Raw genomic sequence first — 16366 nt, forward strand, 5'->3', positions numbered from 1 at the left:
CGCTCCAGTTCCTCCACCGATGTCGGCGCCTCCACGAACAGCGCGTCTGCCCCCTGTGCGATGTAGCGGTGGCCGCGCTCGATGGCGGCGTCCAGCCCTTCCACCAGCCGGGCGTCGGTGCGGGCGACGATGGCCAGGTCCGGCCGCCGCCGGGCCGCCACGGCCGCCGCGATCTTTTTTTCCGCCACCGTTACCGGCACCACCTCCCGGGTCACGGCGGCATGGCCGCATTTCTTGGGGCTGACCTGATCCTCCAGCACCAGGGCGCTGATGCCCATCTCCTCATAGGTACGCACGGTGCGCACCACGTTCTTGACGTCGCCATAGCCGTCGTCGCCATCGACGATCAGCGGCAGGTCGGTGGCGCCGGCGATGTCGCGGACGGCGGCGCTGATCTCGCCGAAGCTGGCCAGGCCCAGGTCGGGCAGGCCAATGCGGCAGCCGATGACGCCGAAGCCGCCGATGGCGGCGGCGGCGAAGCCGGCGCGCTCGATCATGCGGGCAGACAGGGCGTCATGCGCCACCGGCAGCACCAGCGGGTGTTCGCGAGCCAACAGGTCCGACAGGGGGGTGAAGCGGGTCATGCCATCCTTCCTTCCACTTTATAGACCCAGGGGCGGCGCAGGGCGTCGGCGGCCTGGAAGGCCGCGATCTGTGGCTCGCGCCTGCGGGTCGCGTCGATGGCGTCCAGCCCTTCCAGCAGCCTTTCACGCTGCAGGTCCGGGATGTGGAAGCTGTATTCCTGGCTCGAAGGCGACAGGATGACCTGCCGCGACAGGTCGACCGTCATGGTGTAGGCCTCCGGCGTGATCTCCGCCGCCAGGAGGCTCACCGCGTCTTCCGGCAGGGCGATGGGCGCCACGCCGTTCATGTAGCAGTTGCTGGCGAAGATGGCGCCGAAGCTGGGGGCGATAACGGCACGGATGCCGAAATCGCGGAGCGCCCAGACGGCAAACTCCCGCGAGCTGCCGCAGCCGAAATTGGTGCCGGCCAGCAGGAACCTGGTCTCGCGGAACGGCGGCCGGTTCAGGATGAAGTCAGGGTTCTCCCCCCCGCCGGACAGGTAGCGCCAGTTGAAGAACAGGCCCTCGCCGAACCCCGTTTTCTGCACTTTCATGCCGGTATGGCCCGGCGTGATCTGGTCGGTGTCGATATTGTTGCGCATCAGGGCGGCGGCGACGCCGGTCTCGATGACGAAAGGCTTCATGTTCATGGGATCAGTTCCCTTCGGGCGCGGCAAGGTCCCGCGCGTCGGCGATGCGGCCGGCGATGGCGGAGGCGGCCACGGTTACGGGGCTGGCTAGGTGCGAGCGGACATGCGGACCCTGCCGGTCCTCGAAATTGCGGTTGGTGGAGGCGATGACGCGGGCATCGCGGGGAAAGCTCTCCCCCCCCGTCGCCCCGCTCATGCACAAGGAGCAGCCGGCTTCACGCCACTCGAACCCGGCTTCCCGGAAGATCCGGTCCAGCCCCTCCGCCTCTGCCTGCCGCTTGGTGGCGGTGGAGCCGGGGACGCAGATGGCCGTGACCCCGTCGGCCACCTTGCGGCCCCTCAGGATGGCGGCGGCGGCCCGCAAATCGTCGATGCGGCTGTTGGTGCAGGAACCGATGAAGGCGCCGCTGATGGGCAGTCCCTTCACATTGTCACCGGGCGCGATCTCCACGTAATTGGCGGCGCGCTGGCGGGAATCGCGGGCGATGGGGTCGGCTGCCGCCTGCGGGTCCGGCATCGTGCCGCCGATCGCAATGCTGTGTTCGGGGCTGGTGCCCCAGGTCACCTGCGGTTCCAGCGTGGAACAGTCCAGCGTGTATTCCCGGTCATAGATGGCGTCCGGGTCGCTGGCCAGCGTGCGCCAGTAAGCGACGGCGGCGTCCCAGTCGGCCCCCCTGGGCGAGAATTCGCGGTCCTTCAGATAGGCGAAGGTGATCTCGTCCGGGGCTACCATGCCGGTGCGGCCGCCGAATTCCACGGCCATGTTGCACAGCGTCAGCCGCCCGTCCATGGGCAGCGACCGCACGGCCTCGCCCGCGAACTCGATGGCATAGCCGGTGCCGCCATCGGCCGTGTACTTGGCGATCAGCGCCAGGATCATGTCCTTGGCATGCACGCCGGGCGCCAACGTGCCCGTGAAATTGACGCGCAGCGTCCTGGGCTTGGTCAGGATGGCTGTCTGGGTGACCAGCGCATGCTCGCTGTCGCTCGACCCCACGCCCCAGGCGAAGGCGCCGACGGCGCCCACCGTGCAGGTATGGCTGTCGCCGCAGATGAAGGTCATGCCGGGCAGGATGGCACCCAGTTCCGGCGCGATGACATGCACGATGCCCTGGCGGGGGTCGTCCAGGCCGAAGAAGCGGATGCCGTGCGGCCCGATCCGTTGGGCGAATTCCCGCAGGAAGTCGTTGCCGCCCGGCATGCGCGTGGTCATGCCGCGGCCGGGCACGGTTTCCAGCACATGGTCGACGGTGCCGAAGGTCAGTTCCGGGTTGCGTACCGTGCGCCCGCGGTTGTCGATCTCCTTCAGCGATACCGCCCCGCTGACCTCGTTCAGGAAATGGCGGTCAATATGGATGAGAAAGGCGCCGTCGCCAAGATCGGCGACGACGTGATCATCCCAGATTTTCTCGAAGAATGTTCTTGGCATGGGGGCGACTCCGGTTAGGGGCCGGGAGAGGGGGGCGGTGCGAAGGGGGAAAGCGGCCAGGCTGTCCGCGCCCTATCCCGACCAAGGGAATGGTGTGGGCTGTCCGGGAATACCGGTGGGCGGGTGCCGGGCCGTGAAGGGATGCCATGACGGCCATCCGCAGGTCCGGATATGTATGCGTGTATACAATCTGACTGTCAAGCGACGTTCGCCGTGCTGCCGGGAGATTATTTTCGCCTTCCCCGGACGATTTCCCCCGTCCTTGGCATTGACCGGACGGCGCTTTGGCGAATAGCTGTGGCCATACGCATGACATGTCGCAGCGCGCCTGCATGGGGATGGGGATGAAGGACACGACGGAAACGCCGGCCGTTCCGGTTGCGGACGGCGCGGACCAGCCATTGCAGGCAAAGGCTCCCCGGCGCAGCAGGGGGGTGAAGCGGGTGGAGACTCTGCTGGCGGCGGCCGAGCAGTTGTTCGCGGAAATCGGCTATGGCGCGACCTCGATGAACGCCATCGCGCAACGCGCGGGCGCCCCCGTGGGGTCGCTCTACCAGTTCTTTCCCAGCAAGGTCGCAATCGGCGGCGCCCTGGTGGATCGTTACGCCGCCGACCTGCAGCAGGCATGGCGGGAGGCCTGCATGAAGGTACCGCGTGGGAACTGGCCCGCCTTCGCGGATGGTCTGATCGCGGCGACCCTGGAATGCATCGGCCGTCATCCCGCCTTCGCCACGCTGGACGAAGCTCAGGCCCAGGTCCATCTCCGCCCCAATTCCCAGGGCGAGTTCGAGGTGGAACTGATGAAGCTAGTCGCCGCCGCGGCCGGGGAGGAACCGGACGAGCGGCATCGGCTGGTCGCCATCGTCGCCTTGCAGATCCTGAAATCCGCCTATGCGCTGCACCGGCGGGGAGCGGGGTCGCTTCAGGACGTCAGGGACGAGATCGCCCTGATCATGAAATCCTATTTCCAGGCGAAGTTTGCGGATGCGTGACAGTCCCGTCGACCTTGGTCGTAGTTTTACGAGATGTCTCTCATAAAACCTGTTGTGGTTTCATGAGAGATCATTCATAAATCCTCCCAACACAGATTCGGCCGTCAGCCGGACATCGGGAGGAAACATGACGCATCACCGCAGCAGTGTGGGCGGCTTGATCGTTGGGGTGCTTTTGGCGTCCAGCGCATCGGTCGTGGCCCAGAACGCGCCCGCAACCAGCACCGACGAACTGGTGGAAATTATCGTCACCGCCCAGAAGCGCTCTGAACGGTTGCGCGACGTGCCGATGTCGATCAGTGCCGCCACAGGCGACCAGTTGAAGCAGCAGGGCATCACCAACGCCGAGCAGTTGGACAAGCTGGTGCCCGGCTTCACCTTCCAGCGCACCGTCTATGGCCTGCCGGTCTTCTTCCTGCGTGGCATCGGCTTCAACGACACCACGCTGGGCGTCAGCCCCGGCGTGTCCGTCTATGTCGACCAGCAGCCCCTGCCATTTTCTGCAATGACGCGCGGCGCCATGCTGGACCTGGAACGGGTGGAGGTGCTGAAGGGCCCGCAGGGAACCCTGTTCGGGCAGAATTCCACGGGCGGCGCCATCAACTACATCGCGGCCAAGCCGACCGATGACCTGCAGGTGGGGGCGGAAGCGTCCTTTGGCCGCTTTAACGCGCTGACGGGCGAGGCCTTCATCAGCGGCACCCTCGCGCCCACGCTGACGGGCCGGCTGGCCGTGCGGGGGGAGCGCCAGGATGACTGGCAGCGGGGATACACCAACGGCGAGAGTATCGGTCAGCGTCGCTTCATCAACGGCCGCGCCACGCTGGACTGGGAGGCGACCGACGCTATCCGCGCCGAGCTGGTCCTGTCCGGATGGCGCGACAAGTCCGACACACAGCAGCCCCAGACGGTGGCCTATACGCCGCTGGTGACGGGCCCGGCGGCCCGGCCTGTGCCGTTCCCGCTGGCCACATTTCCCACGGGATCCGACAACCCGCGCGCTGCCGCCTGGGATCCGGGTGTCGATTTCGCCCGCGACGACCGGCTCTACCAGATCGCCGGCCGGATCGATGCCGACCTGACTGAGGATATCTCCCTGTCGTCGCTCTCCGCCTATGCGCACTACCGGCAAAGCATCCCGCTCGACCTCGATGGCACGACCTACCCGTCGGGACGCAGCGACGACCGGGGCCGCGTTCGCACCTTCTCCCAGGAACTGCGCCTGAACGGCACGGCGGGCGAGGGCGTGCGCTGGATGGTCGGCGCCAATTACCAGGATGACAGCGTCTTCGAGCGGTTGGAACTCAATCCGCTGATCACGTCGGGCACGACCGTCGGTCCCGTCGTCTTCGACGAGTTATTCGTCGACAATGACCAGGAGATCAAGTCGAAGGGCGTCTTCGGCAGCCTCGACGTACCACTGGCGGACAGTCTCGTGCTGCAGGGGTCCGTGCGCTATACCGACCAGGACCGCGACTTCGGTGGCTGTGTCCGTGATACCGGCAACGGCCAGATCTCGGCCGCCCTGGGGCTGCTGGGCACGCTGATCAGCGGCCAGCCGCAGACGGTCCCGCTGGGCGGCTGCGGGACGCTGGGCCCGGCCGGCGCGCCGCTGCCCCTGGTCACCGGCACGCTGAACGAGGACAACCTGTCCTGGCGCGGCAGCTTGAATTGGAATGTCGACGGCAACAGCCTGATCTATGCCAACGTGACCAAGGGCTACAAGTCGGGCAGCTTCCCGACCCTGCCGGCCTCCTCCTCCGTGCAGTTCACCCCCGTGCCGCAGGAATCCGTGCTGGCGTTCGAGGCCGGGACCAAGCTGTCCTTCGGCCGCGCCCTGCAGGTGGAGGCGGCGGCATTCTACAGCCGCTACGATGACAAGCAGCTTGTCGGCTTTCTGGTCGATCCCGTGTTCGGGCCGCTGCCCAGCCTGGTGTCCATCCCCAAGAACCATATTCAGGGCGGGGAGGTAACGGCCACCCTGCGGCCGGTGGATGGGCTGGTCATCGCGGCCAGCGGGACCTATGTCGACACGCGCGTCGACCGCAACCCGATCAATCCCACCGGCCCCTTCGGCACGCCGGCCGATTTCGTGGGCCAGCGCTTCCCCTACACGCCGCGCTGGCAGGGCAGCCTCGACACACAATACAACTTCCCGGCCTTCGACGGGTTCGACGGCTTCATCGGCGGCACGCTGACCGCCCGCAGCGGCACCACGGGCACCCTGCTCAGCGGCGATCCGGCTGTCGCCGCGCTGGAGGACAAGCTGAAGATCGGCGGCTACGCGCTGATCGACCTGCGCGCCGGGATCGAGGCGGATGATGCGCGCTGGCGGCTTGAGCTATGGGGCCGGAACATCACCAACCGGTTCTATGTCGGCGGCGTGTCCCGCAATTCCGACTTCACCACCCGCTTCGCCGGCGCTCCCGCCACCTATGGCGTGACCCTGCGCTACCGGTTCCAGTGACATGGCCGGCAAACGCAAACGGGCCAACGCTTCCAAACCTGAGACCAGCCTTCCCATGGAGACCAGAATGTCGCTTACCTTCGATATTGCGCAAACCATCGTCAGCAATGCCGTCAAGGCCGGCGCCGGCCAGGGCGTGAATGTGGCGGTCGTCGTCGTCGACCGCGCCGGCCGCGTCGTCGCCTCGGGCCGCAGCGAGGCGGCCGGCTTCATCAACCTGGCCGTGGCCGAGCGCAAGGCCGTGGCCTCGGCCAGCTTTGGTGCGCCCACGCTCGCCGTACTGGAGATGGTGAAGGGCGACCAGGTTCTACTGTCCTCGGTGATGGGCGAGACGAGCCTGTCCATCCTGCCCGGTGGCATGCCAATCACCCTGGATGGCCAGCCGGTGGGCGCGGTCGGCATTGCCGGCGCGCATTATTCTCAGGATCATGCCATCGCGGAAACCGTGGTGGGCCGTCTGTCGCAAGACTGACACGCCTTACCGGGCCCTGCCGGCACAGTCCCTGGCGCCGGCCCCCCTTCACTGCCACCATGGGAGTAGTCAGCCATGAGCAAACCCGCCGATCGCCATGATTGTGCGACCACCGGTCCCCTGTTCAGCCGGAACAAGATGAAGCTGGGCGTCTTCGGGCTCAACGTGTCGAGTGCCGGGGCCATCACGACATCGCCCGACCGCCATCGCATCAGTTGGCCGCAGAATGTGCGCCTGGTCCGCATGGCCGAGGATGCGGGCATTGAGGCCGCCGTGCCATTCGCCCGCTGGCGCGGCTTCGGCGGTGCCACCAACCCCTGGGGCGAGAGCTTCGAAACCTTCACCTGGGCCGCCGGCCTGGCCGCCGTTACCAGCCGCATTGCGCTGGTCTGCACCGTCAACATGATGACGATGCCGGTGGTGGCAGCTGCCAAGCAGGTGTCGACCATCGATCACATCTCCAACGGCCGCGCCGTGATGAATGTCGTGGCCGGTTGGATGGAGACGGAGATGAAGATGTTCGGCGTCGGCGCCCTGGGCCATGCCGAGCGCTATGCCCAGGGTGCCGAATGGATGGAGGCGTTGACCAAGCTGTGGACGCTGGACGAGCCTTTCGATCTGCATGGCAAGTACATGACTGTCGAGGGCGGGTTCCAGTTGCCGAAATCGGTGCAGACGCCGCGCCCGCCCCTGATGAACGCCGCCTTCTCCGCCACCGGCCACGCCTTCGCCGCCCGCTGGGCCGACATCGCCTTCATCTCTCCCAACCCGGACAAGCCGCAGAGCGCGGTGGAGCAGGTGACAGCGCTGAAGGCTAAGGCCGCCGAGCAGGGGCGTGACATGCAGGTCTGGGTCGCCACCAGCATCGCAGGCGCGCCCACGTCGGAGGCGGCGCGCGCCTATGTGCAGCACTACAGCGGTGACTTGATCGACAAGGAAGCGGTGGAGAACTTCACCAAGCTGATGATGGGGGGCACAAACATGCCCGACGAGCAGAAGGCCGTCATGCTGCGCCACGTCGCGGCCCATATCGGCGGCTATCCGCTAGTTGGCTCCTACCAGGAGATCGCCGACAAGATCGGCGCCCTGGCGGAGGCGGGTGTTGACGGGCTCTGCCTAACCTGGATGGATCACGAGCGGGGCCTGCCGGACTTTATCGGCAATATCCTGCCCCTGATGGAGCATGCCGGACTGCGTCTGCCGGCCAGGACCGGAGCGGATGCATGATGGACTTCGCGGACAAGGTCGTCGTCGTTTCCGGCGGCATGGGCGGCATCGGACTGGAGATCTGTGAGCTGTTCGGGGCGGCCGGTGCGCGTGTCGTCGCCGTCGACCGCCGCAAGGACAAGGACGGATCGGTGGAGGGCGGTTTCCGCCAGCGCGGGCTGGATGTCCGGTTCCGCGCCGTGGACGTCACCAGCGCTCTGCAGGTCTCCACACTGGGCCAGCATATCCGCATGCAGTATGGGCGGGCGGATGTGCTGATCAACAATGCCGGCATCCTCAGCTTCGCCCCCATCCTGGGCGCCGATGCCAATGAATGGGACCGGGTGCAGAAGGTGAACTGCAAGTCGGCCTTCCTGATGATCCGCGCGATCGCCCCCCTGATGCAAGGGCAGGGCGCCATCGTGAACGTCTCCTCCTCCGCGGCGCAGAAGCCGACGGCGAACACGGCTGCCTATTCCATCGCCAAAGCAGGGTTGCTGACCCTGACGCAAATCGCGGCTTTGGAATTGGGCCCCGGCATTCGGGTCAACGCCATCTGCCCCGGTCCCCTGGACACGGACATGCCCCACAATTACCTGCGGGGCCATCCCATGAAGGATCAGATCATGCGGGAGATGATTGACCGCACCGTGGTGAAGCGGCTGGGCCATCCCAAGGAGATCGCGAAAGCCATCGCGTTTCTGGCCGGAGACGCCGCCTCCTACGTCACGGGTGCCGTCCTGTCGGCCGATGGCGGTTTCATGAACTGAGCACCCTTCTCGTGTGAGCGGCGCCGGGTGAGCGGGGGCGAAGGCTCTTCCCCGAAGGCGGCCGGTTGCGCCCGTGGCGCATCTGATCAGGAAAGGTCAAGGACATGGATTACGGTCCCCGGTCCATCGAAGAACTACGGCGTCTCCAGTTGCAGCGCCTGCGCTGGACCGTCGAACATACCTGGCGCAACGTTGCGTCCTTCCGAGCAGCCTGCGCGTCGAAGGGGGTGGAGCCCACGGACATCCGCAGCCTGTCGGATGTGGCGCGCCTGCCCTTCACGACGAAGAGCGACCTGCGGGCGGCATATCCGTTCGGCCTGTTCGCGGTGCCGGAAGCTGAGGTTGCGCGTATCCATGCCTCCTCCGGCACGACCGGTGCGCCGACCGTTGTCGGTTATACAAAGCAGGACATCGACACATGGACGGCGTTGGTCGCGCGTTCCATCCATGCGGCGGGCGGGCGGGCGGGAATGCGAGCCCACATCGCATACGGTTATGGGCTGTTCACGGGCGGGCTGGGCGCCCATTACGGAGCGGAGGCGCTGGGTTGCGCCGTCATCCCCATGTCGGGCGGGCAGACCGAGAAGCAGGTGAAGCTGATCCAGGATTTCCGGCCGGAGATCATCATGGTGACGCCCAGCTACATGCTGGCCATTCTGGACGAGTTCCGCCGACAAGGCATCGACCCACGCAGTTCTTCGCTGCGCGTCGGCATCTTCGGGGCCGAGCCCTGGTCGGAACCCATGCGTCGGGAGATCGAAACCGCCTTCGGTCTGACCGCCGCCGACATCTACGGCCTGTCGGAGGTGATGGGGCCGGGCGTGGCGCAGGAGGTGCCGGGCACCCTCGGCCTTACCCTCTGGGAGGATCATTTCCTGCCGGAGATTGTCGATCCGCAGACGGGCGAGCCCCTGCCGGATGGGGCCGAGGGTGAGTTGGTCCTGACCTCGCTGTCTAAGCAGGCCTTTCCCATCATCCGCTACCGCACGCGCGACCTGACGCGGCTGCTGCCGGCCGACAGGCTGCCCTATCGCCGCTTGGCCAGGATCGTCGGTCGGTCCGACGACATGCTGATCATCCGCGGTGTGAATGTCTTTCCCACCCAGGTCGAGGAGCAGTTGCTGAAATGCGATGCCTTCACTCCGCATTTCGTCATGGAGATCACACGGCCGCAGCGCATGGACGAGATCATGGTCCAGGTCGAGCCGCGACCGGGGGCCGATACCGCGCGGGCTGAAAGCCAGGCGGCGGTGCTGGCCGGCCTCATCAAGGAGAATATCGGCGTCACGGCGCGGATATCGCTGTGCCCGCCGGGCAGTCTCGCCCGCTCGCAGGGCAAGGCGTCGCATGTGCGGGATCTAAGACAAGACCGGTGAACGGAAGGTTGGAGGGAACCATGGAAAGCCAGGTATCGGCGCAGGAACGTCCTGTTTGCGACCTTCTGGAGGTCGGCTCCGGCGGCGGCATGGTGCCCACCAGTTCTCCTCGAACACACGGCGGATCTCCGGTCGCCCGTTCCGGACCGGACCGTCGGCAAGATGATTGTAGTATATGGATGGGGCGATCGGCAGAACCTCGGCAAGATTGGCCCCACCCCGTGCGCACGCGATGCGCATCGATGAACGACCATCACTTCGACGGGCGGTCGGACAGTCTGGCGCAGCGCGATCGGTCACAAAGCGCCGATCGCGTTGATGAACCGCCAAGATGCGGCCGCTCTGCCCAGAGCAAATCCCCCCGGAAACTTTCCAGCCGGGCGGTCCACAAGCGGGGCAAGTCTGGGCCAACTCTCACCTCTGTCGGCCTGGGCCGGGGGATCACGGTTCGGTCATTGCAGATTTTCGGCTTCTGATCGCTGCCACACGGGTTTCCCGGTGTAGATCCAGTGCCTTTTCGACGGCGATCGCAATGCCATATGCACGGTCGTCGATGCCGGTCCAGACGGCACCACGTACACGCGGATCGACCTCCAGAAGTTTGACGCCTGAAGGCACCTCCGTACCGTCGCGCACCACGCCGCGCAGAATACCGTCGAATGGCGCTTGGACGGGAGTGTTGCCCAGATATCCGATGATATAGTTGCGGAACACGCGGGAACCTATGTCGATCGCTGTATGCCAGCGGCCCGGCATACTCGAATAGACAAACCGCTCGCCCCCACGGCCTGCCAGCGTGCGGAACGTGCCGTCGGCCGGTTCCGTGGAGCCGTGGCGGAGGATGGTGCCCGCTTTGTCAGGTATCGTCTCGATGGCGAAGTCGCAGTTCCGGTCCACCTGGAAACCCGGACCCAGCCCGATGGTGAAGCCGGCCAGATGACGCAGGTCCGGCCTGATCTGGTGCTTCTGCATCCTGGCGTCGATCAGCAGGTCGAGCTTGCGCACCACGATCAGATCCAGCAGGCCAAGTTCCGTGATGGCCACGGCGGTCCTTGCCGACAGGAAAGCCGGCAATTCAGCGCCGCTGTCGATCCGCTCCGCCGCCACGCCGGCCAATGTGACGGGCTCATCGAAGAGCGCATCATGGAAGGCCATCCTGCGGCGTATGACCGGGGGCAGCGGATCGTGGGACATGGTGACACCGCAACCCCGTTTATGCAGTCGCACGGCCACCGCCGACGCAATCTCGTTGGTGCCGAGAATGACGACATAAGGCGCCCGGCCAGCGCTTTCACCGGAATGGATGATCGTGGACAGGGGCCTGTTATTCATGGTCCGGTCCTTCAGGATGGAGGGTGCGCCCGCCGGTCGGGTGCGCGTCACAACGGGATCAGGAAAGGCGGGCCCGCGCCGCCCCGCTGCCGGCAACGCCCAACTGGATCAGGGGTGCCGCCCCACCCCGGCCCAGCACCGTATCCACCTTGCGCCGAACGCTCTCCAGTGTCAGCGGCTTGACCAACGCCCCATGGGCGCCAGCTTCCAGCGCCGTGATTGCCGTCGCTTCTTCTTTTACCGAACAGGTGATCAGCAGCCGCACACCGGGAAAGGTGCGCTGGAAATCCCCCACCAGGCCCGACCCCCGTTCCGCGATGAAGGAAACGCCCAACAGCACCAGATCCGGACGGAGCCAATCGACACCCTTGGCATAGGCCTCTTCCGGGCTGGCCAGTTCGTGGGTTTCGATCTCGTCATGCAGCATGAACTGCAAGGCCGCCCTGGTGATCTCGTCCGCGTCCACGACAAAGACCCGACGCTGGTCCACGGCCTTGGCTGTTTCCACACCAATCTGCATCGCCTTGTCCTCCGTTCCCGTTCCCGACATGGGAAGTGGTGGAAGCCAAAGCAAAATCCGTTCCGTCCACGACGGGTGCCGGGAAGCCTGGATTTGCCCCGGCGGCGGGCGGATGCGGGCTTGTTCCATTTGCGACAGGCTGACATTGGCTGTCGGGTTCGACACATCTTTGTCGGTTGGGGCCTGTTCCTCATATAGTGAACAAAATCAATATGTTGAGGTTTTTTTGCGGGTTGGCACGCGAGTTGCTGCTGTGCGGCTCGGCTAGTGAGGGCTGAGTACACGCCTACGCGCTGTCGAGCGATGTGCTCCTTCCCGACATCCGCTGAGCCAACTTCTGTGAACGAGGATCGTTCCGGCGGGTGCCGGGGCGGCATTGGCAATCGGCTTAACTATCGGTTCAAGGAGAACTCTCAATGTCGGCTCTGCGACAGATCGCTTTTTATGGCAAGGGTGGCATCGGCAAGTCCACCACCTCCCAGAATACCCTGGCGGCGCTGGCCGAGATGGGGCACCGCATCCTGATCGTCGGCTGCGACCCCAAGGCGGACAGCACACGTCTGATCCTGCACGCCAAGGCCCAGGACACCATCCTCTCCCTCGCTGCCGCTGCCGGCAGCGTCGAGGACCTGGAGATCGAGGACGTGATGAAGGTCGGTTACCAGGATATCCGCTGCGTGGAATCCGGTGGTCCGGAGCCGGGTGTCGGCTGCGCCGGCCGCGGCGTCATCACCTCCATCAACTTCCTGGAGGAGAACGGCGCCTACGAGGATATCGACTATGTCTCCTATGACGTGCTGGGCGACGTGGTGTGCGGCGGTTTCGCCATGCCCATCCGCGAGAACAAGGCGCAGGAGATCTATATCGTCATGTCCGGCGAGATGATGGCCATGTACGCGGCCAACAACATCTCCAAGGGCATCCTGAAATATGCCATGTCCGGCGGCGTGCGCCTGGGCGGCCTGATCTGCAACGAGCGCCAGACCGACAAGGAGCTGGAGCTGGCGGAAAACCTGGCCAAGAAGCTGGGCACGCAGCTGATCTATTTCGTGCCGCGCGACAATATCGTGCAGCACGCCGAGCTGCGCCGCATGACGGTGCTGGAATATGCGCCGGAATCCGAACAGGCCAACCATTACCGGGAACTGGCCCGGCGCATCCACAACAATGCCGGCAATGGCGTCATCCCCACCCCCATTACCATGGACGAGCTTGAGGACATGCTGATGGAGCATGGGGTGATCAAGACCATCGACGAGAGCCAGGTCGGCAAGAGTGCCGCCCAGCTGGAACTGGCCTGATCGGCGGAACCCGGGTCCGGCTGGCATGTCCCGCCGGACCCTCCCTTCCCGGGTAACATGAGGACAGTCACATGAGCATGTCGGAAACGCAGAATGTCGCGGAGATCAAGGCCCGCAACAAGGAGCTGATCAACGAGGTCTTGCAGGTTTACCCGGAGAAGACCGCGAAGCGCCGCGCCAAGCACCTGAATGTGCATGAGGCCGGCAAGTCCGATTGCGGCGTCAAATCGAACCTGAAATCCATCCCCGGCGTCATGACCATCCGTGGCTGCGCCTATGCCGGCTCCAAGGGCGTGGTCTGGGGACCGATCAAGGACATGATCCATATCAGCCACGGCCCCGTCGGCTGCGGCCAGTATTCCTGGGCGGCGCGTCGCAATTACTACATTGGCACGACCGGTATCGACACGTTCGTGACCATGCAGTTCACGTCCGATTTCCAGGAAAAGGACATCGTCTTTGGCGGCGACAAGAAGCTGGCCAAGATTATCGACGAGATCCAGGACCTGTTCCCGCTGAATAACGGCATTTCCATCCAGTCGGAATGCCCGATCGGCCTGATCGGCGACGATATCGAGGCCGTGTCCAAGGTGAAATCCAAGGAATATGAGGGCAAGACCATCGTACCCGTGCGCTGCGAGGGGTTTCGTGGTGTGTCCCAGTCGCTGGGCCATCATATCGCCAACGACGCCATCCGCGACTGGGTGTTCGACAAGGCCCAGGGCAAGGATGCGCCGGCCGGCTTCGAGGCCACGCCCTATGACGTCGCCATCATCGGCGATTACAATATCGGCGGCGACGCCTGGTCGTCGCGCATCCTGCTGGAAGAGATGGGCCTGCGCGTCATCGCGCAATGGTCGGGCGACGGCACGCTGGCCGAACTGGAAGCCACGCCCAAGGCCAAGCTGAATGTGCTGCACTGCTACCGGTCGATGAACTACATCTCCCGCCACATGGAGGAGAAATACGGCATCCCCTGGTGCGAGTACAACTTCTTCGGCCCCAGCAAGATCGCGGAATCGCTGCGCAAGATCGCCAGCTATTTCGACGACAAGATCAAGGAAGGGGCCGAGCGCGTCATCGCCAAGTATCAGGCCCTGGTCGACGATGTCATCGCCAAGTACCGGCCGCGCCTGGAAGGCAAGACGGTGATGCTGTTCGTGGGCGGTCTGCGCCCCCGCCATGTCATCGGCGCCTATGAGGATCTGGGCATGGAAGTGGTCGGCACGGGCTATGAGTTCGGCCATAACGACGATTATCAGCGCACGGCCCAGCATTACGTGAAGGACGGCACGCTGATCTATGACGACGTGACGGGCTACGAGTTCGAGAAGTTCGTCGAGAAGGTCCAGCCCGATCTGGTCGGGTCCGGCATCAAGGAGAAGTACGTTTTCCAGAAGATGGGCGTACCGTTCCGCCAGATGCATTCCTGGGACTATTCCGGCCCCTATCACGGCTATGACGGCTTTGCCATCTTCGCCCGCGACATGGACATGGCCATCAACGCCCCGGTCTGGAAGATGGCCGAGACGCCCTGGAAGGCCAAGCCGAAACCCCACCTGCTGGCCGCCGAGTAAGCGGCTTCCGCCCCGTCCCGGCGCCCCTGTCCGGGGGGACGGGACGGTCCCGGATAATCCCTTGGAAGGGTCTAAGATCATGACGCAGAGTGCTGAAAATGTGCTCGACCATTTCGAGCTGTTCCGTGGTCCGGAATATCAGAGCATGCTGGCCAGCAAGCGCGAGCTGTTCGAGAACCGGCGCGATCCCGCCGAGGTGGAGCGGGTGCGGGAATGGGCCAAGACGGCCGAATACCAGGAAAAGAACTTCGCCCGTGAGGCGCTGACCATCAATCCGGCCAAGGCCTGCCAGCCGCTGGGTGCCGTGTTCGCGGCGGTCGGGTTCGAGGGCACGCTGCCCTTCGTCCATGGCTCCCAGGGTTGCGTTGCCTATTACCGCAGCCATTTCTCCCGTCATTTCAAGGAACCGACCTCCTGCGTTTCCTCCTCCATGACCGAGGATGCGGCGGTGTTCGGCGGCCTGAACAACATGATCGACGGGCTGGCCAATACCTATTCCATGTACAAGCCCAAGATGATCGCCGTTTCCACCACCTGCATGGCGGAAGTGATCGGCGATGACCTGAACGCCTTCATCAAGACGGCCAAGGAAAAGGGCTCCGTACCCGAGGCCTTCGATGTGCCGTTCGCCCATACGCCGGCCTTCGTCGGCAGCCATGTCACGGGCTATGACAACGCGCTGAAGGGCATCCTGGAACATTTCTGGGACGGCAAGGCCGGCACGGCCCCGAAGGTGGAGCGCAAGCCCAACGGCAAGATCAACTTCATCGGCGGTTTCGACGGCTATACCGTCGGCAATATCCGCGAGGTCAAGCGCATCTTCGACCTGATGGGCGTGGAATACACCATCCTGGGCGACAACAGCGATGTCTGGGACACGCCCACCGATGGCGAGTTCCGCATGTATGACGGCGGCACGACGCTGGAAGAGGCCGCCGCCGCCGTCCATGCCAAGGCCACCCTCTCCATGCAGGAATATTGCACGGAGAAGACGCTGCCCTTCATCGCCGGCCATGGCCATGAGACGGTTTCTTTCAACCATCCGATCGGGGTGGCGGGCACCGACCGTTTCCTGATGGAAGTGGCCCGTCTGACCGGTAAGGAAATCCCCGACGCGCTGGCGCGGGAGCGCGGCCGGCTGGTCGATGCGGTGGCGGACAGCAGCTCCCACATCCATGGCAAGAAGTTCGCGCTGTATGGCGATCCCGACCTTTGCCTGGGCCTGGCCGCCTTCCTGCTGGAACTGGGCGCGGAGCCGACGCATGTGCTGGCCACCAATGGCAGCAAGGGCTGGGCGGCGAAGATGCAGGGTCTGTTCGACAGCTCGCCGTTCGGGAAGAACTGCAAGGTCTATCCGGGCCGCGACCTGTGGCACATGCGCTCGCTGCTGTTCACGGAGCCGGTGGATTACCTGATCGGCAATACCTACGGCAAATATCTGGAGCGCGATACGGGCACGCCGCTGATCCGCATCGGCTTCCCGATCTTCGACCGGCACCATCATCACCGTTACCCCGTCTGGGGCTATCATGGCGGCATGAATGTGCTGGTGCGTATCCTGGACAAGATCTTCGACACGTTCGATGCCAATACCAACATCCCGTCGAAGAGCGATTACAGCTTCGACATCATCCGCTGATCCCGTCTCCCGCGCGTTGCGGCGCTCTCATTCAGGGGGCGCCGCACACCACCCAAGCGACCGCCCAGGAGA

14 protein-coding genes are annotated in these 16366 nt (G+C 64.8%); 9 read left to right on the forward strand and 5 right to left on the reverse strand.

From position 1 onward, the window contains the following. From KBA48_RS18930 to leuC, 3 genes are all read right to left on the reverse strand, one after another. Positions 1–584, reverse strand: a 584-nt coding sequence (locus tag KBA48_RS18930) for an isocitrate lyase/PEP mutase family protein (RefSeq protein WP_292909218.1), incomplete at its 3' end; no start/stop codon positions are given. Beyond that, complete coding sequence (gene leuD, locus KBA48_RS18935) at positions 581–1213, reverse strand: 3-isopropylmalate dehydratase small subunit (RefSeq protein WP_292909220.1); 633 nt, start codon at positions 1211–1213, stop codon at positions 581–583. The genes leuD and KBA48_RS18930, both read right to left, overlap by 4 nt. A 4-nt stretch (positions 1214–1217) precedes the next feature. Further along, entirely contained in the window at positions 1218–2642 is a 1425-nt protein-coding gene (gene leuC / locus KBA48_RS18940; RefSeq protein WP_292909222.1) for a 3-isopropylmalate dehydratase large subunit, read from the reverse strand. A gap of 344 nt (positions 2643–2986) precedes the next feature. Here leuC and KBA48_RS18945 point away from each other — a divergent pair, with 344 nt between their 5' ends. The 6 genes from KBA48_RS18945 to KBA48_RS18970 all read left to right on the forward strand — a co-directional run bounded on the left by KBA48_RS18945 (position 2987) and on the right by KBA48_RS18970 (position 9925). After that, positions 2987–3634 carry a TetR/AcrR family transcriptional regulator gene (locus KBA48_RS18945; RefSeq protein ID WP_292909224.1) on the forward strand — a complete coding sequence of 216 codons (648 nt, stop codon included), beginning with the start codon at positions 2987–2989 and terminating at the stop codon, positions 3632–3634. 127 nt (positions 3635–3761) lie between these two features. Continuing rightward, a complete protein-coding gene (locus tag KBA48_RS18950; RefSeq protein ID WP_292909226.1) occupies positions 3762–6101 on the forward strand; it encodes a TonB-dependent receptor in 2340 nt (779 codons plus the stop codon). A 67-nt stretch (positions 6102–6168) separates the two neighbouring features. Next, positions 6169–6573, forward strand: coding sequence for a heme-binding protein (locus tag KBA48_RS18955; RefSeq protein ID WP_292909228.1), 405 nt, complete (start codon positions 6169–6171; stop codon positions 6571–6573). Between the two features lie 75 nt (positions 6574–6648). Then, positions 6649–7800: an LLM class flavin-dependent oxidoreductase gene (locus KBA48_RS18960; RefSeq protein WP_292909230.1), complete on the forward strand. Its 1152-nt coding sequence runs from the start codon at positions 6649–6651 to the stop codon at positions 7798–7800. After that, entirely contained in the window at positions 7797–8549 is a 753-nt protein-coding gene (locus KBA48_RS18965) for an SDR family NAD(P)-dependent oxidoreductase (protein WP_292909231.1), read from the forward strand. Before KBA48_RS18960 ends, KBA48_RS18965 begins: the two co-directional genes overlap by 4 nt. Before the next feature lie 104 nt (positions 8550–8653). Further along, positions 8654–9925: an AMP-binding protein gene (locus KBA48_RS18970; protein ID WP_292909232.1), complete on the forward strand. Its 1272-nt coding sequence runs from the start codon at positions 8654–8656 to the stop codon at positions 9923–9925. A gap of 441 nt (positions 9926–10366) precedes the next feature. Here KBA48_RS18970 and KBA48_RS18975 read toward each other — a convergent pair whose 3' ends face one another. Together KBA48_RS18975 and KBA48_RS18980 are read right to left on the reverse strand one after the other, a co-directional pair. Next, the gene (locus KBA48_RS18975) at positions 10367–11119 is read right to left on the reverse strand and encodes a hypothetical protein (protein WP_292909234.1); all 753 of its coding nucleotides are present in this window, start codon (positions 11117–11119) and stop codon (positions 10367–10369) included. 196 nt (positions 11120–11315) lie between these two features. After that, a complete protein-coding gene (locus KBA48_RS18980) occupies positions 11316–11777 on the reverse strand; it encodes a response regulator (RefSeq protein ID WP_292909236.1) in 462 nt (153 codons plus the stop codon). Between the two features lie 416 nt (positions 11778–12193). Between KBA48_RS18980 and nifH the strand changes: the two genes are divergently transcribed. The 3 genes from nifH to nifK all read left to right on the forward strand — a co-directional run bounded on the left by nifH (position 12194) and on the right by nifK (position 16294). Then, entirely contained in the window at positions 12194–13078 is an 885-nt protein-coding gene (gene nifH, locus KBA48_RS18985; protein ID WP_292909238.1) for a nitrogenase iron protein, read from the forward strand. A gap of 71 nt (positions 13079–13149) precedes the next feature. After that, a complete protein-coding gene (gene nifD / locus KBA48_RS18990; RefSeq protein WP_292909240.1) occupies positions 13150–14655 on the forward strand; it encodes a nitrogenase molybdenum-iron protein alpha chain in 1506 nt (501 codons plus the stop codon). 79 nt (positions 14656–14734) lie between these two features. Further along, positions 14735–16294 carry a nitrogenase molybdenum-iron protein subunit beta gene (nifK, locus tag KBA48_RS18995; RefSeq protein WP_292909242.1) on the forward strand — a complete coding sequence of 520 codons (1560 nt, stop codon included), beginning with the start codon at positions 14735–14737 and terminating at the stop codon, positions 16292–16294. Positions 16295–16366 lie beyond the last annotated feature (72 nt).

This window comes from Niveispirillum sp. (assembly GCF_017996735.1).
Taxonomy (GTDB): Bacteria; Pseudomonadota; Alphaproteobacteria; order Azospirillales; family Azospirillaceae; genus Niveispirillum.

Coding starts and splice junctions, on each gene's coding strand:
- KBA48_RS18965 (WP_292909231.1), top strand. CDS start 7,797: ATGATGGACTTCGCGGACAAGGTCGTCGTCGTTTCCGGCGGCATGGGC.
- KBA48_RS18960 (WP_292909230.1), top strand. CDS start 6,649: ATGAGCAAACCCGCCGATCGCCATGATTGTGCGACCACCGGTCCCCTG.
- leuD (WP_292909220.1), bottom strand. CDS start 1,213: ATGAACATGAAGCCTTTCGTCATCGAGACCGGCGTCGCCGCCGCCCTG.
- KBA48_RS18950 (WP_292909226.1), top strand. CDS start 3,762: ATGACGCATCACCGCAGCAGTGTGGGCGGCTTGATCGTTGGGGTGCTT.
- KBA48_RS18975 (WP_292909234.1), bottom strand. CDS start 11,119: ATGTCCCACGATCCGCTGCCCCCGGTCATACGCCGCAGGATGGCCTTC.
- leuC (WP_292909222.1), bottom strand. CDS start 2,642: ATGCCAAGAACATTCTTCGAGAAAATCTGGGATGATCACGTCGTCGCC.
- KBA48_RS18955 (WP_292909228.1), top strand. CDS start 6,169: ATGTCGCTTACCTTCGATATTGCGCAAACCATCGTCAGCAATGCCGTC.
- KBA48_RS18970 (WP_292909232.1), top strand. CDS start 8,654: ATGGATTACGGTCCCCGGTCCATCGAAGAACTACGGCGTCTCCAGTTG.
- nifH (WP_292909238.1), top strand. CDS start 12,194: ATGTCGGCTCTGCGACAGATCGCTTTTTATGGCAAGGGTGGCATCGGC.
- KBA48_RS18980 (WP_292909236.1), bottom strand. CDS start 11,777: ATGCAGATTGGTGTGGAAACAGCCAAGGCCGTGGACCAGCGTCGGGTC.
- KBA48_RS18945 (WP_292909224.1), top strand. CDS start 2,987: ATGAAGGACACGACGGAAACGCCGGCCGTTCCGGTTGCGGACGGCGCG.
- nifD (WP_292909240.1), top strand. CDS start 13,150: ATGAGCATGTCGGAAACGCAGAATGTCGCGGAGATCAAGGCCCGCAAC.
- nifK (WP_292909242.1), top strand. CDS start 14,735: ATGACGCAGAGTGCTGAAAATGTGCTCGACCATTTCGAGCTGTTCCGT.